16 protein-coding genes are annotated in these 16,384 nt (G+C 62.1%); 11 read left to right on the top strand and 5 right to left on the bottom strand.

Features of this window, described 5'->3' with window-relative positions; all coding sequences use genetic code 11:
- The first annotated feature begins 92 nt into the window (after positions 1 to 92).
- Both ACOCLD_RS16550 and ACOCLD_RS16545 read left to right on the top strand, forming a co-directional pair.
- On the top strand, positions 93 to 818 hold the full coding sequence (locus ACOCLD_RS16550) for a winged helix-turn-helix domain-containing protein (protein ID WP_422909951.1): 726 nt from the start codon (positions 93 to 95) through the stop codon (positions 816 to 818).
- 19 nt (positions 819 to 837) lie between these two features.
- A complete protein-coding gene (locus ACOCLD_RS16545; RefSeq protein WP_422909950.1) occupies positions 838 to 2,439 on the top strand; it encodes an ATP-binding protein in 1,602 nt (533 codons plus the stop codon).
- A 26-nt stretch (positions 2,440 to 2,465) separates the two neighbouring features.
- On the opposite strand, the gene ACOCLD_RS16540 is transcribed toward ACOCLD_RS16545, so the two are convergent.
- From ACOCLD_RS16540 to minC, 5 genes are all read right to left on the bottom strand, one after another.
- A complete protein-coding gene (locus tag ACOCLD_RS16540; protein WP_422909949.1) occupies positions 2,466 to 3,041 on the bottom strand; it encodes a class I SAM-dependent methyltransferase in 576 nt (191 codons plus the stop codon).
- A gap of 11 nt (positions 3,042 to 3,052) precedes the next feature.
- Positions 3,053 to 3,688 carry an RluA family pseudouridine synthase gene (locus tag ACOCLD_RS16535; RefSeq protein ID WP_422909948.1) on the bottom strand — a complete coding sequence of 212 codons (636 nt, stop codon included), beginning with the start codon at positions 3,686 to 3,688 and terminating at the stop codon, positions 3,053 to 3,055.
- Between the two features lie 56 nt (positions 3,689 to 3,744).
- Complete coding sequence (gene minE, locus ACOCLD_RS16530) at positions 3,745 to 3,999, bottom strand: cell division topological specificity factor MinE (RefSeq protein ID WP_025165363.1); 255 nt, start codon at positions 3,997 to 3,999, stop codon at positions 3,745 to 3,747.
- Positions 3,996 to 4,811 carry a septum site-determining protein MinD gene (gene minD, locus ACOCLD_RS16525; protein ID WP_090251774.1) on the bottom strand — a complete coding sequence of 272 codons (816 nt, stop codon included), beginning with the start codon at positions 4,809 to 4,811 and terminating at the stop codon, positions 3,996 to 3,998. The genes minE and minD overlap by 4 nt, the downstream gene beginning before the upstream one ends.
- A 91-nt stretch (positions 4,812 to 4,902) precedes the next feature.
- Positions 4,903 to 5,628: a septum site-determining protein MinC gene (gene minC, locus ACOCLD_RS16520; protein ID WP_392540422.1), complete on the bottom strand. Its 726-nt coding sequence runs from the start codon at positions 5,626 to 5,628 to the stop codon at positions 4,903 to 4,905.
- A 158-nt stretch (positions 5,629 to 5,786) separates the two neighbouring features.
- Between minC and ACOCLD_RS16515 the strand changes: the two genes are divergently transcribed.
- The 9 genes from ACOCLD_RS16515 (at position 5,787) to astE (ending at position 16,247) form a co-directional block, all read left to right on the top strand.
- Positions 5,787 to 6,713: a lipid A biosynthesis lauroyl acyltransferase gene (locus ACOCLD_RS16515; RefSeq protein WP_422909947.1), complete on the top strand. Its 927-nt coding sequence runs from the start codon at positions 5,787 to 5,789 to the stop codon at positions 6,711 to 6,713.
- A 113-nt stretch (positions 6,714 to 6,826) separates the two neighbouring features.
- Entirely contained in the window at positions 6,827 to 8,032 is a 1,206-nt protein-coding gene (locus ACOCLD_RS16510; protein WP_422909946.1) for a patatin-like phospholipase family protein, read from the top strand.
- Positions 8,033 to 8,441: 409 nt separating this feature from the next.
- Positions 8,442 to 9,662 (top strand): aspartate aminotransferase family protein, encoded by a 1,221-nt coding sequence (locus ACOCLD_RS16505; RefSeq protein WP_422909945.1) that lies wholly within the window; start codon positions 8,442 to 8,444, stop codon positions 9,660 to 9,662.
- Between the two features lie 175 nt (positions 9,663 to 9,837).
- Complete coding sequence (gene aruF / locus ACOCLD_RS16500) at positions 9,838 to 10,854, top strand: arginine/ornithine succinyltransferase subunit alpha (protein ID WP_422909944.1); 1,017 nt, start codon at positions 9,838 to 9,840, stop codon at positions 10,852 to 10,854.
- Between the two features lie 11 nt (positions 10,855 to 10,865).
- Complete coding sequence (gene astA, locus ACOCLD_RS16495) at positions 10,866 to 11,882, top strand: arginine N-succinyltransferase (protein WP_233686274.1); 1,017 nt, start codon at positions 10,866 to 10,868, stop codon at positions 11,880 to 11,882.
- Positions 11,883 to 11,957: 75 nt separating this feature from the next.
- Positions 11,958 to 13,421 carry a succinylglutamate-semialdehyde dehydrogenase gene (gene astD, locus ACOCLD_RS16490; RefSeq protein ID WP_422909943.1) on the top strand — a complete coding sequence of 488 codons (1,464 nt, stop codon included), beginning with the start codon at positions 11,958 to 11,960 and terminating at the stop codon, positions 13,419 to 13,421.
- A complete protein-coding gene (gene astB / locus ACOCLD_RS16485) occupies positions 13,418 to 14,782 on the top strand; it encodes an N-succinylarginine dihydrolase (protein WP_422909942.1) in 1,365 nt (454 codons plus the stop codon). Before astD ends, astB begins: the two co-directional genes overlap by 4 nt.
- A gap of 16 nt (positions 14,783 to 14,798) precedes the next feature.
- Positions 14,799 to 15,083: a topoisomerase II gene (locus tag ACOCLD_RS16480; RefSeq protein WP_422909941.1), complete on the top strand. Its 285-nt coding sequence runs from the start codon at positions 14,799 to 14,801 to the stop codon at positions 15,081 to 15,083.
- Positions 15,084 to 15,236: 153 nt separating this feature from the next.
- On the top strand, positions 15,237 to 16,247 hold the full coding sequence (astE, locus tag ACOCLD_RS16475; RefSeq protein ID WP_422909940.1) for a succinylglutamate desuccinylase: 1,011 nt from the start codon (positions 15,237 to 15,239) through the stop codon (positions 16,245 to 16,247).
- Positions 16,248 to 16,384 lie beyond the last annotated feature (137 nt).

The following is a 16,384-nucleotide window of genomic DNA, read 5'->3' as shown; positions in this document are numbered from 1 at the left end:
TCTAGTGTTTTTGCAAGTTTTTGGCATGCGCTATGCACTGCCCGGTGCATTGCTACAATGCCGACCGTTTTGGTCTTGTCTGGGAGTCCGTTGTGGAGCAGCAGTCGTGGCACATTCTTATTGTCGAGGACGACCAGCGTCTGGCCGAGCTGACCCGTGAGTACCTGCAGGGCAATGGCCTGAATGTGTCCATCGAGATGGACGGCGCACTGGCGGCTGCACGGATTCTGCAGGAGCAGCCCGACCTGGTGATTCTCGATCTGATGCTGCCCGGCGAAGACGGTCTGTCGATCTGCCGCAAAGTGCGCGGGCAGTACGACGGGCCGATTCTGATGCTCACCGCGCGTACGGATGACATGGATCAGGTGCTGGGCCTGGAGATGGGCGCCGATGACTACGTGTGCAAACCGGTGCGCCCACGCGTGCTGCTGGCGCGTATCCGTGCGCTGCTGCGGCGCCATGAAGGCAGCAGCGAGGCGCAGGCCTCCAGCGAGCGTCGCCGTCTGCAATTCGGCCAGCTGGTGATCGACAGCGCCATGCGTGAGGCCTGGTTGGGCGAGCAGAGCATTGAGCTGACCAGTGCCGAATTCGACCTGCTGTGGCTGCTGACCTCCAACGCCGGGCGGATTCTTTCGCGCGAAGAAATCTTCAACGCCCTGCGTGGTATCGAGTACGACGGCCAGGATCGCTCAATCGACGTACGCATTTCGCGCATCCGCCCGAAGATCGGCGACGACCCGATGCACCCACGGTTGATCAAGACTGTGCGCAGCAAGGGCTACCTGTTTGTCGCTGAAGCCGCCGAGGCCATGGCATGAACTGCGTTGTGGCCGGCTGATGAACTCGATCTTTCTGCGCATCTATGGCGGCATGCTGGCGGTGCTGGTGCTGGTGGCGCTGCTCGGCGTCGGTGCCTTGCAGTTGCTCAACGAAGTGCGCGTGGATCAATACCGCGAACGCCTGGCGCAGGGCACGTTTCGCCTGATGGCCGACAACCTCGCGCCGATGGTGGAGATCGAGCGGCGGCGCGCGGTGACGGTGTGGGGGCGCTTGCTCGGTGTGCCGTTGCGCATCGAGGCGCTGGATGACGCCGGCCTGGACAGTGGTGTGCGTAACAGCCTGCGCCGTGGTTTGGTTGCGGTGCAGCAGACCGGGCCGCATGAGGCGCGCATTTACAGTCAGTTGGCGCAGCAACCGCTGTTGCTGGTGGCCGATGTCCAGCAGGTCAGTGAGCAACTGGCGCGTGCCACCAGCTTTCTGCTGATCGATGAGCTGGTGCGCTACCCCTGGGATGAACAGCCGCGCCGGCTGGCCGCTCTGAAAAAGGATAAACAGTTCGGCTTCGACCTGCGCCTGGTGCGCCTCGATCAGGCTGACCTCGATCCCGATCAGCGTCGCCGGGTCGATGAAGGCGACACGGTGATGGCCCTGGGGCGGGGTGGTGACAGTATTCATGTGTTCTCCGGCATCGTCGACACGCCCTGGGTGCTGGAAATCGGCCCGCTGTACCAGATGAATCCTTACCCTGCGCAGTGGTTGGTGCTGATCGGCGCGCTGGGCCTGAGTCTGATCGGGCTGATGGTGTACCTGCTGGTGCGTCCGCTGGAGCAGCGCCTGAGTGACCTGGAAGGCGCCGCCACACGCATCGCCAGTGGCCGTCTGGATGCCCGCGTGCCGACCCGCGGCAGCGATTCGGTGGGGCGCCTGGCGGCGGCCTTCAACGCCATGGCCGAGCACTTGCAGCGCTCCCTGAGCATTCAGCGCGAGATGGTCCGTGCGGTGTCCCACGAACTGCGCACGCCGGTGGCGCGTTTGCGCTTCGGGCTGGAAATGATCGGTGATGCGGAAACCGACGCGGCGCGGCGTAAATATATGGAGGGCATGGACAGCGACATCCAGGATCTCGACAAGCTGGTCGACGAGATGCTCACCTATGCCCGCCTGGAGCAGGGCGCGCCGGCACTGAACTTCCAGCAGGTCGAGCTGGATGAGCTGATCGATCAGGTGATTACCGAACTGGCACCGCTGCGTGCCAGCGTGCGCGTCGAACACGGCCCGTCACGTGATGCGCTGGATGGCAGCGGGGCGCTGGTCGAAGCTGAACTGCGCTACCTGCACCGCGCCCTGCAAAACCTGGTGAGCAATGCCATGCGTCATGCCGAATCACGGGTGCGGGTCAGCTATCAGGTCGGCCAGCAGCGCTGCCGACTGGATGTCGAAGATGACGGCCCCGGCGTGCCGGAAGAGGCTTGGGAGCATATCTTCACTCCCTTCCTGCGCCTGGACGACAGCCGCACCCGCGCCTCCGGCGGGCATGGCCTGGGCCTGTCCATCGTGCGCCGCATCACCTACTGGCACGGCGGCCGCGCGCAGATCAGCCGCAGCGAAGCGCTGGGCGGTGCCTGTTTCAGTCTGATCTGGCCGCGCAAGCAGGGCTGAGCGGCGGCGCGCTGTTTGGCGAAGGGTCAGCGGCGGGCGACTACAGAAAACAGATGCCAGTGCTTGCTGCGACCGATTGCGGTTTTTCCGCTTCGGTCGATCTCTTCCAGCTCAATGATTTCCCAGTCGTGCAGCAAGTCTTGCAAGTGTTCGCGGCTGTGAATCGTCAGTTGTGGGCTGTTGGCCCAGTCATCGTGCTCGCCAAAGAAGTGTCCGGCAAACAAACCACCGTCGAGAAGCGCATCGCTTATGCGTTGCCAGAGTTGCCCGAAGGCCGAGGGTGGGCAGAACGGTAGGGCGAAGCTGCTGTTGATCAAGCTGGCAGTGGGGAGCATGAAGTGTTCAAACGCGGCGCAATGGGATTCCAGTGCTTCCCGGTGCTCGGTCGGTACTTGCGCATGCAGGCATTCAAGTGCCTGAGGTTCATTATCAATCGCCACAACCTGCCAGCCACGGCGCAGTAGTTCGAGGGTGTCGCGCCCTGCGCCGCAGCCAAGATCCAGCGCCAAGCCTGGCGGCTGTTGCCAGCAGTCGAGGGCGCGCAGCAAGGTGGGTTGGGCAGGGGCCCCTTGAGTGGCGGCGTAGAAACGGTTCTTATCCACGTGATCTGTCTTTAGAACGGTGCCGGACACTCGAAGCGCATACGCTCGCCCGTTTGTGGGTGGGTCAGGCTAAGCATACTGGCGTGCAGGCACAGGCGCGGGTAGGCGGTCAGGGCTTGTTCATGGGCATACAGGCCGTCACCGAGTAGCGGGTGGCCGATGGACAGCATGTGCACGCGCAGTTGGTGCGAGCGGCCGGTGATGGGGGTTAGCTCTACACGGCAATGCTCGGCGTGGCGCTCCAGCACTTTCCAGTAGGTCAGCGCGTGTTTGCCTTGCTCATGGTCAACCACGTGGCGCGGCTTGGTTGGCGGGTCGTAGCGCAGCGGCAGATCGATGCTGCCGCTGTCCAGTGCAGGTTGGCCCCAGCACAGGGCGGTGTAGGCCTTCTCGGTTTCGCGGTCGTGGAACTGCCGCGACAACTCGCGGTGGCTGTCGGCGTCGCGGGCCAGCACGATGATCCCTGAGGTTTCCCAGTCCAGGCGATGGACGATGCGCGCTTCCGGGTAGCCGTTTTCCTGCAGGCGGGTGACCAGGCAATCACGGTTATCTTCCGCGCGGCCGGGTACCGAGAGCAGCAGGGTGGGCTTGTTGATCACCAGCAGGGCGGCGTCCTGGTGGAGTATTTCGACATTCGACAGCGGCATGGGCTTTCCACAAATAGAAACGGCGGCCTGGGCCGCCGTTGCATGCTCTCAACCAATCAACGGTCGGGGAGCGTGATGTTAAGTTCCAGAATGGAGCAGCTGCCCTGGTTTTCCAGTGCAACCTGTACTTGATCCGAGTCGATATTCACGTACTTGCGGATCACCTCGACCAGCTCTTGCTGCAGGGCCGGCAGGTAGTCCGGCTGGCTGCGCTGGCCGCGCTCGTGGGCGACGATGATTTGCAGACGCTCTTTCGCAATGGACGCGGTGGTTTCTTTCTTGCGTTCACGAAAGAAGTCAAAAATGTTCATTCACGACCTCCAAACAGGCGTTGCATGAATCCCTTCTTCTGCACATCGAGGAATCGGTGTGCCACTTCCTTGCCCAGCAGGCGGTCAACCGCGTCGCTGTAGGCCTGGCCTGCATCGCTCTGGTCATCGAGGATCACCGGCACGCCCTGGTTCGAGGCCTTGAGTACGGCTTGCGACTCGGGGATCACGCCGAGCAGGCGGATGGCGAGGATTTCTTCGACGTCTTCCACGCCGAGCATTTCGCCTTTGACCACGCGCTCAGGGTTGTAGCGGGTCAGCAGCAGGTGTTCCTTGATCGGCTCTTCGCCTTTCTCGGCGCGGCGCGATTTGCTCGCCAGCAGGCCGAGCATGCGGTCGGAGTCACGTACCGAGGAAACTTCCGGGTTGGTCACGACAATCGCTTCATCGGCGAAGTACATGGCCAGGTGCGCGCCTTTTTCGATACCGGCCGGCGAGTCGCAGACCACGTATTCGAAGTTTTCGCGCAGCTCGTTAATGATTTTCTCGACGCCTTCCTGGGTCAGGGCGTCCTTGTCACGGGTCTGGCTGGCAGCCAGCACGTAGAGATTTTCCAGGCGCTTGTCTTTGATCAGGGCCTGGGTGAGGGTCGCTTCGCCGTTGACCACGTTGACGAAGTCGTACACCACGCGGCGTTCGCAGCCCATGATCAGGTCAAGGTTACGCAGGCCGACGTCGAAGTCGACGATGACAGTCTTGTGCCCGCGCAGGGCGAGGCCGGTACCGATGGCAGCGCTGGTGGTGGTTTTACCGACGCCACCTTTGCCGGACGTAACAACGAGGATCTTGGCCAAGGTGATTCACCCCAAAATGTAGAGAAAACGCAGGTTCCGTGGCCTATTCAGGCGTCCGGCTGCCCTGTTTGAAAAGTGGCGGCAGTATCCGTTAAAGGCGGGTGATGTTCAACACGTCACCCGACAGGCTGACATGCACCGCTTCACCCCATAACGGGTCGCGGCGCAGGTCTTCGGCCACCTTGTACTGGCCGGCGATGGACAGCAGTTCGGCGCCCATCTGCTGGCAGAAAATCCGCGCCTTGAGATTGCCCTTGATTCCGGCCAGTGCTCGGCCGCGCATCGGTGCGTACACATGGATGTTGCCATCGGCGAGAAGTTCCGCGCCTGCGCTGACCGGCGCCAGCACGATCAGGTCGCCGCCCTGGGCATACACCTGCTGGCCGCCGCGTACCGGGCTGGTGATGATCTTGCTCGGTTTGAACTCGGGTTCGGCGGGTTTTTCCGGTTTTGGCGGGGCCAGGTCGATCAAACGTTCACGCGCGCCGGAAGGCGGCAGTACGGGCAGGTCCAGGGCTTCGGCGGCACTGATATCGGCCTCGCGGTTGGCGCGGATCGCCAGGGTGCGCAGGCCGTGCTTGCGGCAGACCGCCATCAGCTCGGCCAGATCGAGCACGCCTTCGCCTTCCGGCAGCTTGTCCAGGGCCAGCACCAGTGGGGTGTTACTGAAAAAGGCCGGAGCCTGAGCGACTTTTTCGCTGAGCTGCTGGTCGAGGCGGGCGAGGTCGTTGTGCGCTAGCTCCATCACGGTGATGGCCAGCATGCTGCCCTTAAGCTGGAATACGGGGTCTTGTTCGAGGAGATCAGCTTGGCTCATGGTCTGCCTGATACGGCCTTTATCTAGACGCGGGAGGAAAAGTAAGCCGGACTTATAGCGAGAACGCCGCGTGCTCGCAAGTTGCGCGCCGCGAAACCAGGCGGCGGACAAACTCCTGATAGAATGCCGCGCTTTATTGCGTGCCTCGGACCTGCTTTATGGATCGCCCAGTATTTCGCGCTTATTTCCTGCATCCCCGTTTCTGGTTGTTGTGGCTGGGCCTGGGCCTGCTGTGGCTGATAGCCCAGCTGCCTTATAAGGTGCTGTTGTGGCTGGGGCGAGGCTTGGGTGGGGTGATGTACCGCCTGGCCAGTTCGCGGCGCAAGATCGCCGCGCGTAACCTGGAACTGTGCTTCCCGCAGATGCCCGCCGCCGAGCGCGAGGCGCTGCTCAAGGAAAACTTCGCCTCCACCGGCATCACCTTCTTTGAAATGGCCATCGCCTGGTGGTGGCCCGCCGAGCGCCTGCGCCGCCTGGGCACCATTGAGGGCCTGGAGCATCTGCGTCAGGCCGAAGCTGACGGGCAGGGCGTGATCCTTATGGCGCTGCATTTCACCACCCTGGAAATGGGTGGCGGCCTGCTCGGCATGGCGCAGAACATGTATGGCATGTACCGCCCGCACAAGAATCCGCTGTTTGACTACGTACAGCGTCGCGGCCGCGAGCAGCGTTTGCTTGGGGTGATTGGTCGTGACGATGTGCGCTGCATGCTCAAGTTGCTGCGTGCTGGCGGGGTGGTCTGGTATGCGCCGGATCAGGATTACGGCGCCCAGCGCAGTGTGTTTGTACCGCTGTTCGGCGTGCCTGCGGCCACCGTCACCGCCACCAGCAAGTTCGCCCGTATGGGCCGCGCTCAGGTCATTCCCTTTACTCAGCAACGTTTGCCCGATGGTCAGGGTTACCGCCTGGTGATTCATCCGCCGCTGGCGGATTTCCCCACCGAGAGCGAAGAGGCTGACTGCCTGCGGGTCAATCAGTGGATCGAGCAGGCGATCAGCCAGTGTCCTGAGCAATACCTGTGGGCGCACCGGCGCTTCAAGACACGCCCCGAGGGTGAGCCGAAGCTCTATAAAAAGAAACGTTAGAGCCGCCATCCAATTGGCGGGTTGTTGCGCTGAGGTGAGGTTTCTTGGCGCTGCCTGTTCCGTGTGTGCCTGGCAGGCTCCTATACTGGCTGAAAAACAACAGGAAACAGCCTATGCCGCACACCGCTTCAACCAGTCAGCCGGTTACCGGGCTGATTCTCTCCGGCGGTGGCGCACGGGCGGCCTATCAGGTTGGGGTGCTGGCGGCGATTGCTGACCTGCTGCCCAACGCTGCGCACAATCCTTTTCCAGTTATCGTCGGCACCTCGGCAGGCGCGATCAATGCGGTGGGGTTGGCCTGCGGCGCGTTGCACTTCACCGAAGCGGTGCGCCGGCTGACCAGCGTCTGGCAGGGCTTTCATACCCATCAGGTGTACCGCAGCGATTGGCCGGGCGTGTTGCGTCAGGCCAGTCGCTTTATTGGCCACAGTTTATTGGGCCTGGGCGGTCAGGTGCCGGTGGCGCTGCTCGACAGCTCGCCGCTGGCTGAGTTGCTCGGGCGTGAGCTGGACTTCAGCGGGATTGCCGCCGCCGTGCGCCACCGCCAGTTGCGCGCCGTAGCGGTGACGGCCTTCGGTTACGAAACCGGCCAGGCGGTGACCTTCTATCAAGGCCGCGCGGCCATCGATCCCTGGTTCCGTCATCGCCGTGTCGGGGTGCCGACCCGTCTGGCGCTTGAGCATTTGCTGGCCAGTGCTTCGATTCCGCTGATTTTTCCGCCAGTGAAGATCAACCGCGAATACTTCGGTGACGGTGCGGTGCGTCAATCCGCGCCGATCAGTCCGGCGCTGCACCTGGGTGCCAGCCGTGTGCTGGTGGTGGGGGTCAGTGGCAATCCTGCTGCCGGGCCGCAGGCTCAGCTGCCCGTGGTGCGGCCGCAGCAGAGCCGGCCGCCGAGCCTGGCGCAGATCAGCGGACATATGCTCAACAGCACCTTTATCGACAGCCTGGAAAGCGATATCGAATTGCTGGAGCGGTTGAACCAGATGGGCCGCTTGATTCCCGCAGAGAAACACCCGCGTGGCCTGGGGCTCAAACCGGTGGATGTGTTGGTGATTTCACCGAGTCAGCCGCTGGATCTGATCGCTGCGCGTCACCGTCATGAATTGCCCAAAGCCCTGCGTCTGTTCCTGCGCGGCCCCGGAGCAACCAAGGCCAGCGGTGCCGGAGTGCTGAGTTACCTGCTGTTCGAGCCGGGTTACTGCAATGAGCTGATCGAGCTGGGTTATCAGGACGCCATGGCGCAGAAAGCCCGCTTGATCGAATTCCTTAGCCTGGACAGTCCGCCGGTACCGGCGGTGATTCCGGTCACCGCCTAAAAGGCCGTTGAAAACTACCTGCGTTGGCAATACGGCGTTAAAAACAGGCTCGGAATGCTCATTTACACCAGTAAACTCCGCTTCCTCGCCTGTTTTTGCCTTGTCTTGCCTTCCTCGGCTACGTTTTCAACGGCCTGTTTAGCCACGCCATCGCACTCTGTTTGACCCTGGCCGCCTGTGCGGCCAAATTCCTTTTCCGCGTGGCAGAGAAAACCGCGCCAAGGCGGTTGGCTGCATTTAAACTGCGCCTTCCCGATGCTTTCTGTCGCATTTGCGAAAGCAGCGGATTTCCTCGGGTTGGCGCTATAAGAAGTTGTCGCATGGCGGCAATGCCGGCCCCGGATCAGTCCCTACAATCCTTCACATCGCCTGCTATTGAATGCAGGTGTTCCTCGTCAGGAGAGCTCAGATGTCCGTTCAGCACGACCCGGTGCAACGCGCCGATTTCGACCAGGTGATGGTGCCCAACTATGCACCCGCAGCCTTTATTCCAGTACGTGGCGCCGGTTCGCGCGTATGGGATCAGAGCGGTCGCGAGCTGATCGACTTTGCCGGTGGCATTGCCGTCAACGTGCTGGGCCACGCTCACCCAGCGCTGGTCAAGGCTCTCACCGAGCAGGCGGGCAACCTCTGGCACGTCTCCAACGTATTCACCAATGAGCCGGCGCTGCGTCTGGCCAAGAAGCTGGTGGATGCCACCTTTGCCGAGCGCGTGTTCTTCTGCAACTCCGGCGCCGAAGCCAACGAGGCCGCCTTCAAGCTGGCTCGTCGCGTGGCGTTTGATAAGTTCGGCGAAGACAAGTGCGAGATCATCGCTGCGACCAACAGTTTCCACGGTCGCACCCTGTTTACCGTCAGCGTTGGCGGTCAGCCGAAGTATTCCGACGGTTTCGGCCCGAAAATTCAGGGCATCAGCCACATTCCCTATAACGATATCGACGCGCTGAAAGCCGCCGTATCGGACAAGACCTGCGCCGTGGTGCTGGAGCCGATTCAGGGTGAAGGCGGCGTACTGCCGGCTGACCTGGCCTACCTGCAAGCGGCGCGCGAGTTGTGCGACAAGCACAACGCGCTGCTGGTGTTCGACGAAGTGCAGAGCGGCATGGGCCGTACAGGCTCGCTGTTCGCCTATCAGCATTACGGCGTGACCCCGGATATCCTCTCCAGCGCCAAGAGCCTGGGCGGTGGTTTCCCGATTGGTGCAATGCTCACCACCAACGAGCTGGCCAAGCACCTGGCCGTCGGCACCCATGGCACCACCTACGGCGGCAACCCGCTGGCCTGTGCGGTGGGCGAGGCGGTGATCGACATCATCAACACTCCTGAAGTGTTAGCTGGCGTTAAAGCCAAACATCAGCGCTTCAAGAGCAAGCTGGAACAGATCGGCCAGCAGTACGACGTGTTCAGCGAAGTCCGCGGTCTCGGTCTGCTGATCGGTGCGGTGCTGTCCGATGCCTGGAAGGGCAAGGCCAAGGCAATTCTCGATGCCGCTGCTGTGGAAGGTGTGATGGTGCTGCAGGCCAGCCCGGATGTGGTGCGTTTCGCCCCGAGTCTGGTGGTGGACGACGCTGATATCGATGAAGGTCTGGCGCGTTTCGAGCGTGCGGTGGCCAAACTGACCCAAGCCTGACTGCCGGCCTGATCCGCCGTTAACGCGGTGGATCAGGCTGCGCCTGCTCGATCCACGGATGGGTTGAGTGAACAGCAAGGATGCCTGTCTCTGTGTGTGCCGCAACCTGTGTTGCGGTTTTCTCTGAGCCGCCTGTGTTGGGCAGCTTGGAGCTTTTATCAAAAGGAGTGACACCATGCTGGTGATGCGCCCCGCGCAAATGGCCGACCTCACTGAAGTGCAGCGTCTCGCCGCGGACAGCCCGGTTGGTGTGACTTCACTGCCGGACGACGCTGATCGTCTGGGCGAAAAGATCGCTGCCTCGGAGGCCTCGTTTGCCGCCGAAGTCAGTTTCAACGGTGAAGAAAGCTACTTCTTCGTCCTGGAAGACAGCGAGAGCGGCCGCCTGGTCGGCTGCTCCGGCATCGTCGCCTCGGCCGGCTACTCCGAGCCGTTCTACAGCTTCCGCAACGAAACCTTCGTGCACAACTCCCGTGAGTTGAAGATCCACAACAAGATCCACGTGCTCTCGCTGTGCCACGACCTCACCGGCAACAGCCTGCTGACCAGCTTCTATGTCGAGCGGCCGTTGGTGAACACCGCCTGGTCGGAGCTCAATTCCCGCGGCCGTCTGCTGTTTCTCGCCAATCACCCGGAACGTTTTGCCGATGCGCTGGTGGTGGAGATCGTCGGTTACAGCGACGAGGCCGGTGATTCGCCGTTCTGGGACGCCGTGGGGCGCAACTTCTTCGACATGAACTACACCGAGGCCGAACGCCTGTGTGGGTTGAAGAGCCGCACCTTCCTGGCTGAATTGATGCCGCATTACCCGATTTATGTGCCGCTGCTGCCGGATGAGGCGCAGGAAGCCATGGGCCAGGTGCATCCACGGGCGCAGATCAGCTTCGACATCCTCATGCGTGAAGGCTTCGAGACGGATCATTACATCGACATTTTTGACGGCGGTCCAACCCTGCACGCACGCACTTCGGGCATCCGCTCGATTGCCCAGAGCCGTGTGGTGCCGGTGCGCATTGGTGAACCTGGCAAAGGCGGGCGGCCGTATCTGATCTGCAACGGTCAGCTGCAGGATTTCCGCGCGATTGTCGCGGAGCTGGATTGGGTGCCGGGTAAGCCGGTCACCCTGAGTGTTGCGGCCGCCGAGGCCCTGGGCGTCGGCGAAGGCGTCAGCGTACGCCTGGTTGCGGTTTAAGGAGTTAGCGCATGATCGTTCGTCCCGTCCGCAGCACCGATCTGCCGGCTCTGTTTCAACTGGCGCGCAGCACCGGCGCAGGCCTGACCACCTTGCCGGCCAACGAGGAGCGCCTGGCGCACCGAGTGGGCTGGGCCGAGAAAGCTTTCCGTGGCGAGGCCGGTCGGGCCGATGCCGACTACCTGTTTGTGCTTGAAGACGATAACGGCGAAGTGGTCGGCATCTCCGCCGTCGCCGGCGCTGTGGGGCTGCGCGAGCCCTGGTACAACTACCGGGTTGGTTTGACCGTCAGCGCCTCGCAGGAACTGAACATTCACCGGCAGATTCCCACTCTGTTTCTGGCTAACGACCTGACCGGCAACTCCGAGCTGTGCTCGCTGTTCTTGCGCAGCGACCAGCGCAGCGGCCTGAATGGCCGGCTGTTGTCCAAGGCGCGCTTTCTGTTTATCGCCGAATTCCGCGAGCTGTTCGGCGACAAGGTGATTGCCGAGATGCGCGGCATGTCCGATGAGCAGGGCCGTTCACCGTTCTGGGAAAGCCTGGGTCGGCACTTCTTCAAGATGGAATTCTGCCAGGCCGATTACCTCACCGGCGTGGGCAACAAGGCCTTTATCGCCGAGCTGATGCCCAAGTTTCCGCTCTATACCTGCTTCCTCTCGGAAGACGCGCGCAACATCATCGGCCGCGTCCACCCGGATACCGAGCCGGCGCTGGCCATGCTCAAGGGCGAGGGTTTCAGCTACCAGGGCTATGTCGACATCTTCGACGCCGGCCCGGCCATCGAAGCCGAAACCGCGAAGATCCGCGCCGTGCAGGACAGCCAGGTGCTGGTGCTGGCCATCGGCACGCCGGGCGACGATGCCCCGCAGTTTCTGATCCATAACCGCAAGCGTGAAGACTGCCGGATTACCGCTGCGCCAGCGCGTTTGGCCGCCGGCACCCTGGTGGTGGATGCGCCGACTGCCAAGCGCCTGCAGTTGTCGGCGGGCGATCAGGTGCGTGCGGTTGCGGTTTCCGCTCGCGGCTAAACCCGGGCGCCGCTGTCTCTATTTGCCGATCCGGTGCAGGCCGGGTCTACACCTTGCTGGGAGTGATAAAACAAAATGAGCACTCATTACATTGCCGGTGCCTGGCTCGCGGGCCAGGGCGAGGCCCTGGAATCACTCAACCCGGTCAGCCAGGAAGCCATCTGGCATGGCCGCGCCGCCACGCCAGAGCAGGTGGACGCCGCCGTGCAGGCTGCTCGCGCGGCATTCCCAGCCTGGGCGGCACGTTCGCTGGATGAGCGTATTGCCATGCTCGAACAGTTTGCCGCCACCCTGAAAAACCATGCCGAGGCTTTGGGCCACTGCATCGGTGAAGAAACCGGCAAGCCGTTGTGGGAAACCGCCACCGAAGTCACCAGCATGGTCAACAAGGTCGCCATCTCCATCCAGAGCTACCGCGAGCGTACCGGTGAGAAGAGCGGCCCGCTGGCTGACGCCACCGCTGTGCTGCGGCACAAACCGCATGGCGTGGTGGCGGTGTTCGGCCCGTACAACTTCCCCGGTCACCTGCCCAACGGCCATATCGTGCCGGCGCTGCTGGCCGGTAACTGCGTGGTGTTCAAACCCAGTGAGCTGACCCCGAAAGTTGCCGACCTGACGGTCAAATGCTGGATCGAAGCCGGTCTGCCGGCGGGCGTGCTCAACCTGGTGCAAGGTGCGCGTGAAACTGGTGTGGCGCTGGCCGCGCATGAGGGTATCGACGGTCTGTTCTTCACCGGCTCCAGCCGCACCGGCAATCTGCTGCACAGCCAGTTTGCCGGCCGCCCGGACAAGATCCTCGCCCTGGAAATGGGCGGCAACAACCCGCTGCTGGTGGATCAGGTCGCTGACCTCAATGCCGCCGTGTACACCATTATTCAGTCGGCCTTTATCTCCGCTGGCCAGCGTTGCACCTGTGCCCGTCGCCTGCTGGTGCCGCAAGGCGCCTGGGGTGACAGCCTGCTGGAGCGCCTGGTGGAAGTTGCCGCCAGCATCAAGGTCGGCAGCTTCGACGCCCAGCCTGCGCCCTTTATGGGGTCGGTGATTTCCCTGGAGGCCGCGCAGCACCTGATCAAGGCGCAGCAGCACCTGCTGGCTCAGGGCGCCAAACCACTGCTGGAAATGACTCAGCCGCTGCAGGGCGCCGCCTTGCTCACTCCAGGCATCATTGATGTGACTGAAGTCGCCAATCGTCCGGATGAAGAGTTCTTCGGCCCGTTGCTGCAGGTGATTCGCTACGCCGATTTCGAGTCCGCCATCGCCGAGGCCAACAACACCCAGTACGGCCTGGCCGCTGGCCTGTTGTCCGATTCCAAGGCGCGCTACGAGCAGTTCTGGTTGCACAGCCGCGCCGGCATCGTCAACTGGAACAAGCAGCTGACTGGTGCCGCCAGTACTGCTCCGTTTGGCGGCGTGGGTGCCTCGGGTAACCACCGCGCCAGCGCCTATTACGCGGCCGATTACTGCGCCTACCCGGTGGCTTCGCTGGAATCCGACAGCCTGAGCCTGCCTGCCACCCTGACCCCCGGAGTTAGCCTGTGAGCCAAGTATCCAAAGCGTCTGCATTTGAAGTGAATTTCGACGGTCTGGTCGGGCCAACGCACAACTATGGCGGGCTGTCTTATGGCAACGTCGCCTCGCAGAGCAACAGTCAGGCTGCGTCCAACCCGAAAGAAGCGGCCAAGCAGGGCCTGGCCAAGATGAAGGCCCTGATGGAAATGGGCTTCAAACAGGGCGTACTGGCCCCGCAGGAGCGCCCGAATGTCGCCGTGCTGCGCAGCCTGGGTTTTACCGGCAGCGACGCCCAGGTGATCCACAAGGCGGCGAAAGACGCCATGCCGCTGTTGGTCGCCAGCTGTTCGGCGTCGAGCATGTGGACAGCCAACGCCTGTACCGTCAGCCCGAGTGCGGATACGGCGGACAGTCGCGTGCATTTCACCGCCGCCAACCTCAACTGCAAATTCCACCGCTCGATCGAACACCCGACCACCAGCCGGGTGCTTGGCGCCATGTTCGCCAATGAGCAGCACTTCGCTCACCACGCCGCGTTGCCGGCCGTCGGTCAGTTTGGTGATGAAGGCGCGGCCAACCACACGCGCTTCTGCAAAGGCTACGGCGATGCTGGCGTGGAGTTCTTCGTATTCGGCCGCAGCGCCTTCGACAGCCGCTTCCCGGCGCCGCAGCGCTACCCGGCGCGGCAAACCCTGGAAGCCTCGCAGGCGGTGGCCCGTCTGCACGGCCTGAGCGATGAGGGCGTGGTCTACGCCCAGCAAACGCCTGCGGTGATCGACCAGGGTGTGTTTCACAACGACGTGATTGCGGTAGGCAATGGCGAGGTGCTGTTCTATCACCAGGACGCCTTCCTCGACACCGACAAGGTACTGGCTGAGTTGAGCGACAAGCTCGCCCGCCGTGGCGGCAACTTCCAGGCCGTGTGTGTGCCGCGTGATGCGGTGACGGTGGAGGATGCGGTCAAGTCCTACCTGTTCAACAGCCAGCTGTTGACTCGCGCGGATGGCGGCATGCTGCTGATCGTGCCGGAAGAGTGCCGTAACAACGCCAATGTCTGGCGCTACCTGGAGCAACTGATCAGCGGTAATGGGCCGATCCGCGAGGTCAAGGTCTTCGACCTCAAGCAGAGCATGCAGAACGGCGGTGGCCCTGCCTGCCTGCGTCTGCGCGTGGCGCTCAAGGAGCATGAGCTGGCGGCGGTTAACCAAGGTGTGATCATGACCCCGACCCTGCACGATAGCCTCAATGTCTGGGTCGACAAACACTACCGTGATCGCCTGAGCGAAAACGACCTGGCTGACCCACAATTGCTCAACGAATGCCGCACGGCCTTGGACGAACTGACGCAGATCCTTAAACTGGGCGCGGTTTATCCATTCCAATTAGCTTGATTGAGTACTTATTACCATGTCTGACGCCCTGCAACTGATCCTCGAAGACACCGATGGCACCCAGCTGGAAACCTCCTGCACGCGGTTTGCCGTGGTCTGGCAGGGCAAGGAAATCTGGATTCAGCAGGTTGGTAATGGCCAGCTGATGATTGGCGTGGATGTGGAGGAGGGTGACACCGAATACGCCAACCTGCTGCTGCGTCCGTTGGCCACCAACCTGGTCAGCCTGGAGCTGGAAATGGAACCGGCCGATCTGGCTGACGAAGATGGCCATGTGCATGGCCCAGATTGCAACCACTAAGAACCTGTTTACGATCTGCTGCGCGTCGGCCCTGCTGCGTTAAAAGCAGGCTCAGAATGCTCATTTACAGCTCGTAAACTCCGCTTCCTCGCCTGCTTTTGTCTTGCATGGCTCTAGCTCGCGAGATCGTAAATACGTTCAGAGGAAACGCCCATGCTTGCCCTCGGCAAACTGCTTGAACTGACCCTCGCCGGCCATGAGCCGGCAGCGAAGATTCAGCTGACGCCCGAGGGCACGCGTTTGCGTTGGCTGGCCGAAGGTGCGCTGGAAATAACGCCGCCCGTGGCCAGCGACAATGGCCAGGATCTGCTGCTCTCTGCCGGCATCCACGGTAATGAAACCGCGCCGATTGAACTGCTCGACCGTCTGCTGCAAGGCATCGCCCGCAGTCAGTTGAAGCCCCGTGCGCGGATTCTCTTTTTGTTCGGTAACCCTGCCGCCATGCGCAGCGGCGAGCGCTATATCGAGCAGGACATCAATCGCCTGTTCAACGGCCGTCACGATCAGCACACCGGTGCCGAAGCGCTGCGAGCCTGCGACCTGGAACACCTGGCCGCGACCTTTTTCAGCAAGCCGGAACGCACCCGTCTGCATTATGACCTGCACACCGCGATTCGCGGGTCGAAGATCGAGCAGTTCGCTCTCTACCCGTTTCAGGAAGGTCGCCCGCGCAGCCAGCGTGAACTGGCGCGCCTGAGCGCTGCCGGGATTGAAGCGGTGCTGCTGCACAACAAAAGCTCGATCACCTTCAGCGCCTACACCTACACCCAGTTGGGTGCAGAAGCCTTCACCCTGGAATTGGGCAAGGCACGGCCGTTTGGGCAGAACGAACTGGTCAACCTCGACCTGCTCGAACTGCATCTGCAGGCGCTGATCGAAGGCCGCGAGCTCGAAGGTGCCAGCGATGATCTAGGCGAACTCAAGCTGTTTGCCGTAGCGCGTGAAGTGATCAAACACAGCGACGCCTTCAAGCTGCACTTGCCGGCCGATATCGAGAACTTCAGCGAACTGCCGCTTGGCTACCTGCTGGCCGAGGATCTGGCTGACACCCGCTGGGTGGTGGATGAGCCGGGTGCGCGGATTATCTTCCCCAATCCCAAGGTCAAGAACGGCCTGCGTGCCGGTATCCTGATAGTTCCCGCCGAAGGCGTGCAACTAGTCTGAGCTAGTTACGATCTGCTGCGCGTCGGCCCTGCTGCGTTGAAAGCAGGCTCTAGCTCGCGAGATCGTAGAGCGATTTATTGGCACAATCTGTCCTGCGCTTTATCGCCCGATCTGTACCTTGTTCGCCTAAGTGGTGC

Origin of the sequence: Pseudomonas cimarronensis (assembly GCF_049331905.1) — a bacterium.
Classification (GTDB): Bacteria; Pseudomonadota; Gammaproteobacteria; order Pseudomonadales; family Pseudomonadaceae; genus Aquipseudomonas.
This window is presented reverse-complemented; position numbering and strand designations above follow the sequence as displayed.

Coding starts and splice junctions, on each gene's coding strand:
- aruF (WP_422909944.1), top strand. CDS start 9,838: ATGCTGGTGATGCGCCCCGCGCAAATGGCCGACCTCACTGAAGTGCAG.
- ACOCLD_RS16505 (WP_422909945.1), top strand. CDS start 8,442: ATGTCCGTTCAGCACGACCCGGTGCAACGCGCCGATTTCGACCAGGTG.
- ACOCLD_RS16510 (WP_422909946.1), top strand. CDS start 6,827: ATGCCGCACACCGCTTCAACCAGTCAGCCGGTTACCGGGCTGATTCTC.
- astE (WP_422909940.1), top strand. CDS start 15,237: ATGCTTGCCCTCGGCAAACTGCTTGAACTGACCCTCGCCGGCCATGAG.
- ACOCLD_RS16480 (WP_422909941.1), top strand. CDS start 14,799: ATGTCTGACGCCCTGCAACTGATCCTCGAAGACACCGATGGCACCCAG.
- ACOCLD_RS16515 (WP_422909947.1), top strand. CDS start 5,787: ATGGATCGCCCAGTATTTCGCGCTTATTTCCTGCATCCCCGTTTCTGG.
- astA (WP_233686274.1), top strand. CDS start 10,866: ATGATCGTTCGTCCCGTCCGCAGCACCGATCTGCCGGCTCTGTTTCAA.
- astD (WP_422909943.1), top strand. CDS start 11,958: ATGAGCACTCATTACATTGCCGGTGCCTGGCTCGCGGGCCAGGGCGAG.
- minC (WP_392540422.1), bottom strand. CDS start 5,628: ATGAGCCAAGCTGATCTCCTCGAACAAGACCCCGTATTCCAGCTTAAG.
- minE (WP_025165363.1), bottom strand. CDS start 3,999: ATGAACATTTTTGACTTCTTTCGTGAACGCAAGAAAGAAACCACCGCG.
- ACOCLD_RS16545 (WP_422909950.1), top strand. CDS start 838: ATGAACTCGATCTTTCTGCGCATCTATGGCGGCATGCTGGCGGTGCTG.
- ACOCLD_RS16535 (WP_422909948.1), bottom strand. CDS start 3,688: ATGCCGCTGTCGAATGTCGAAATACTCCACCAGGACGCCGCCCTGCTG.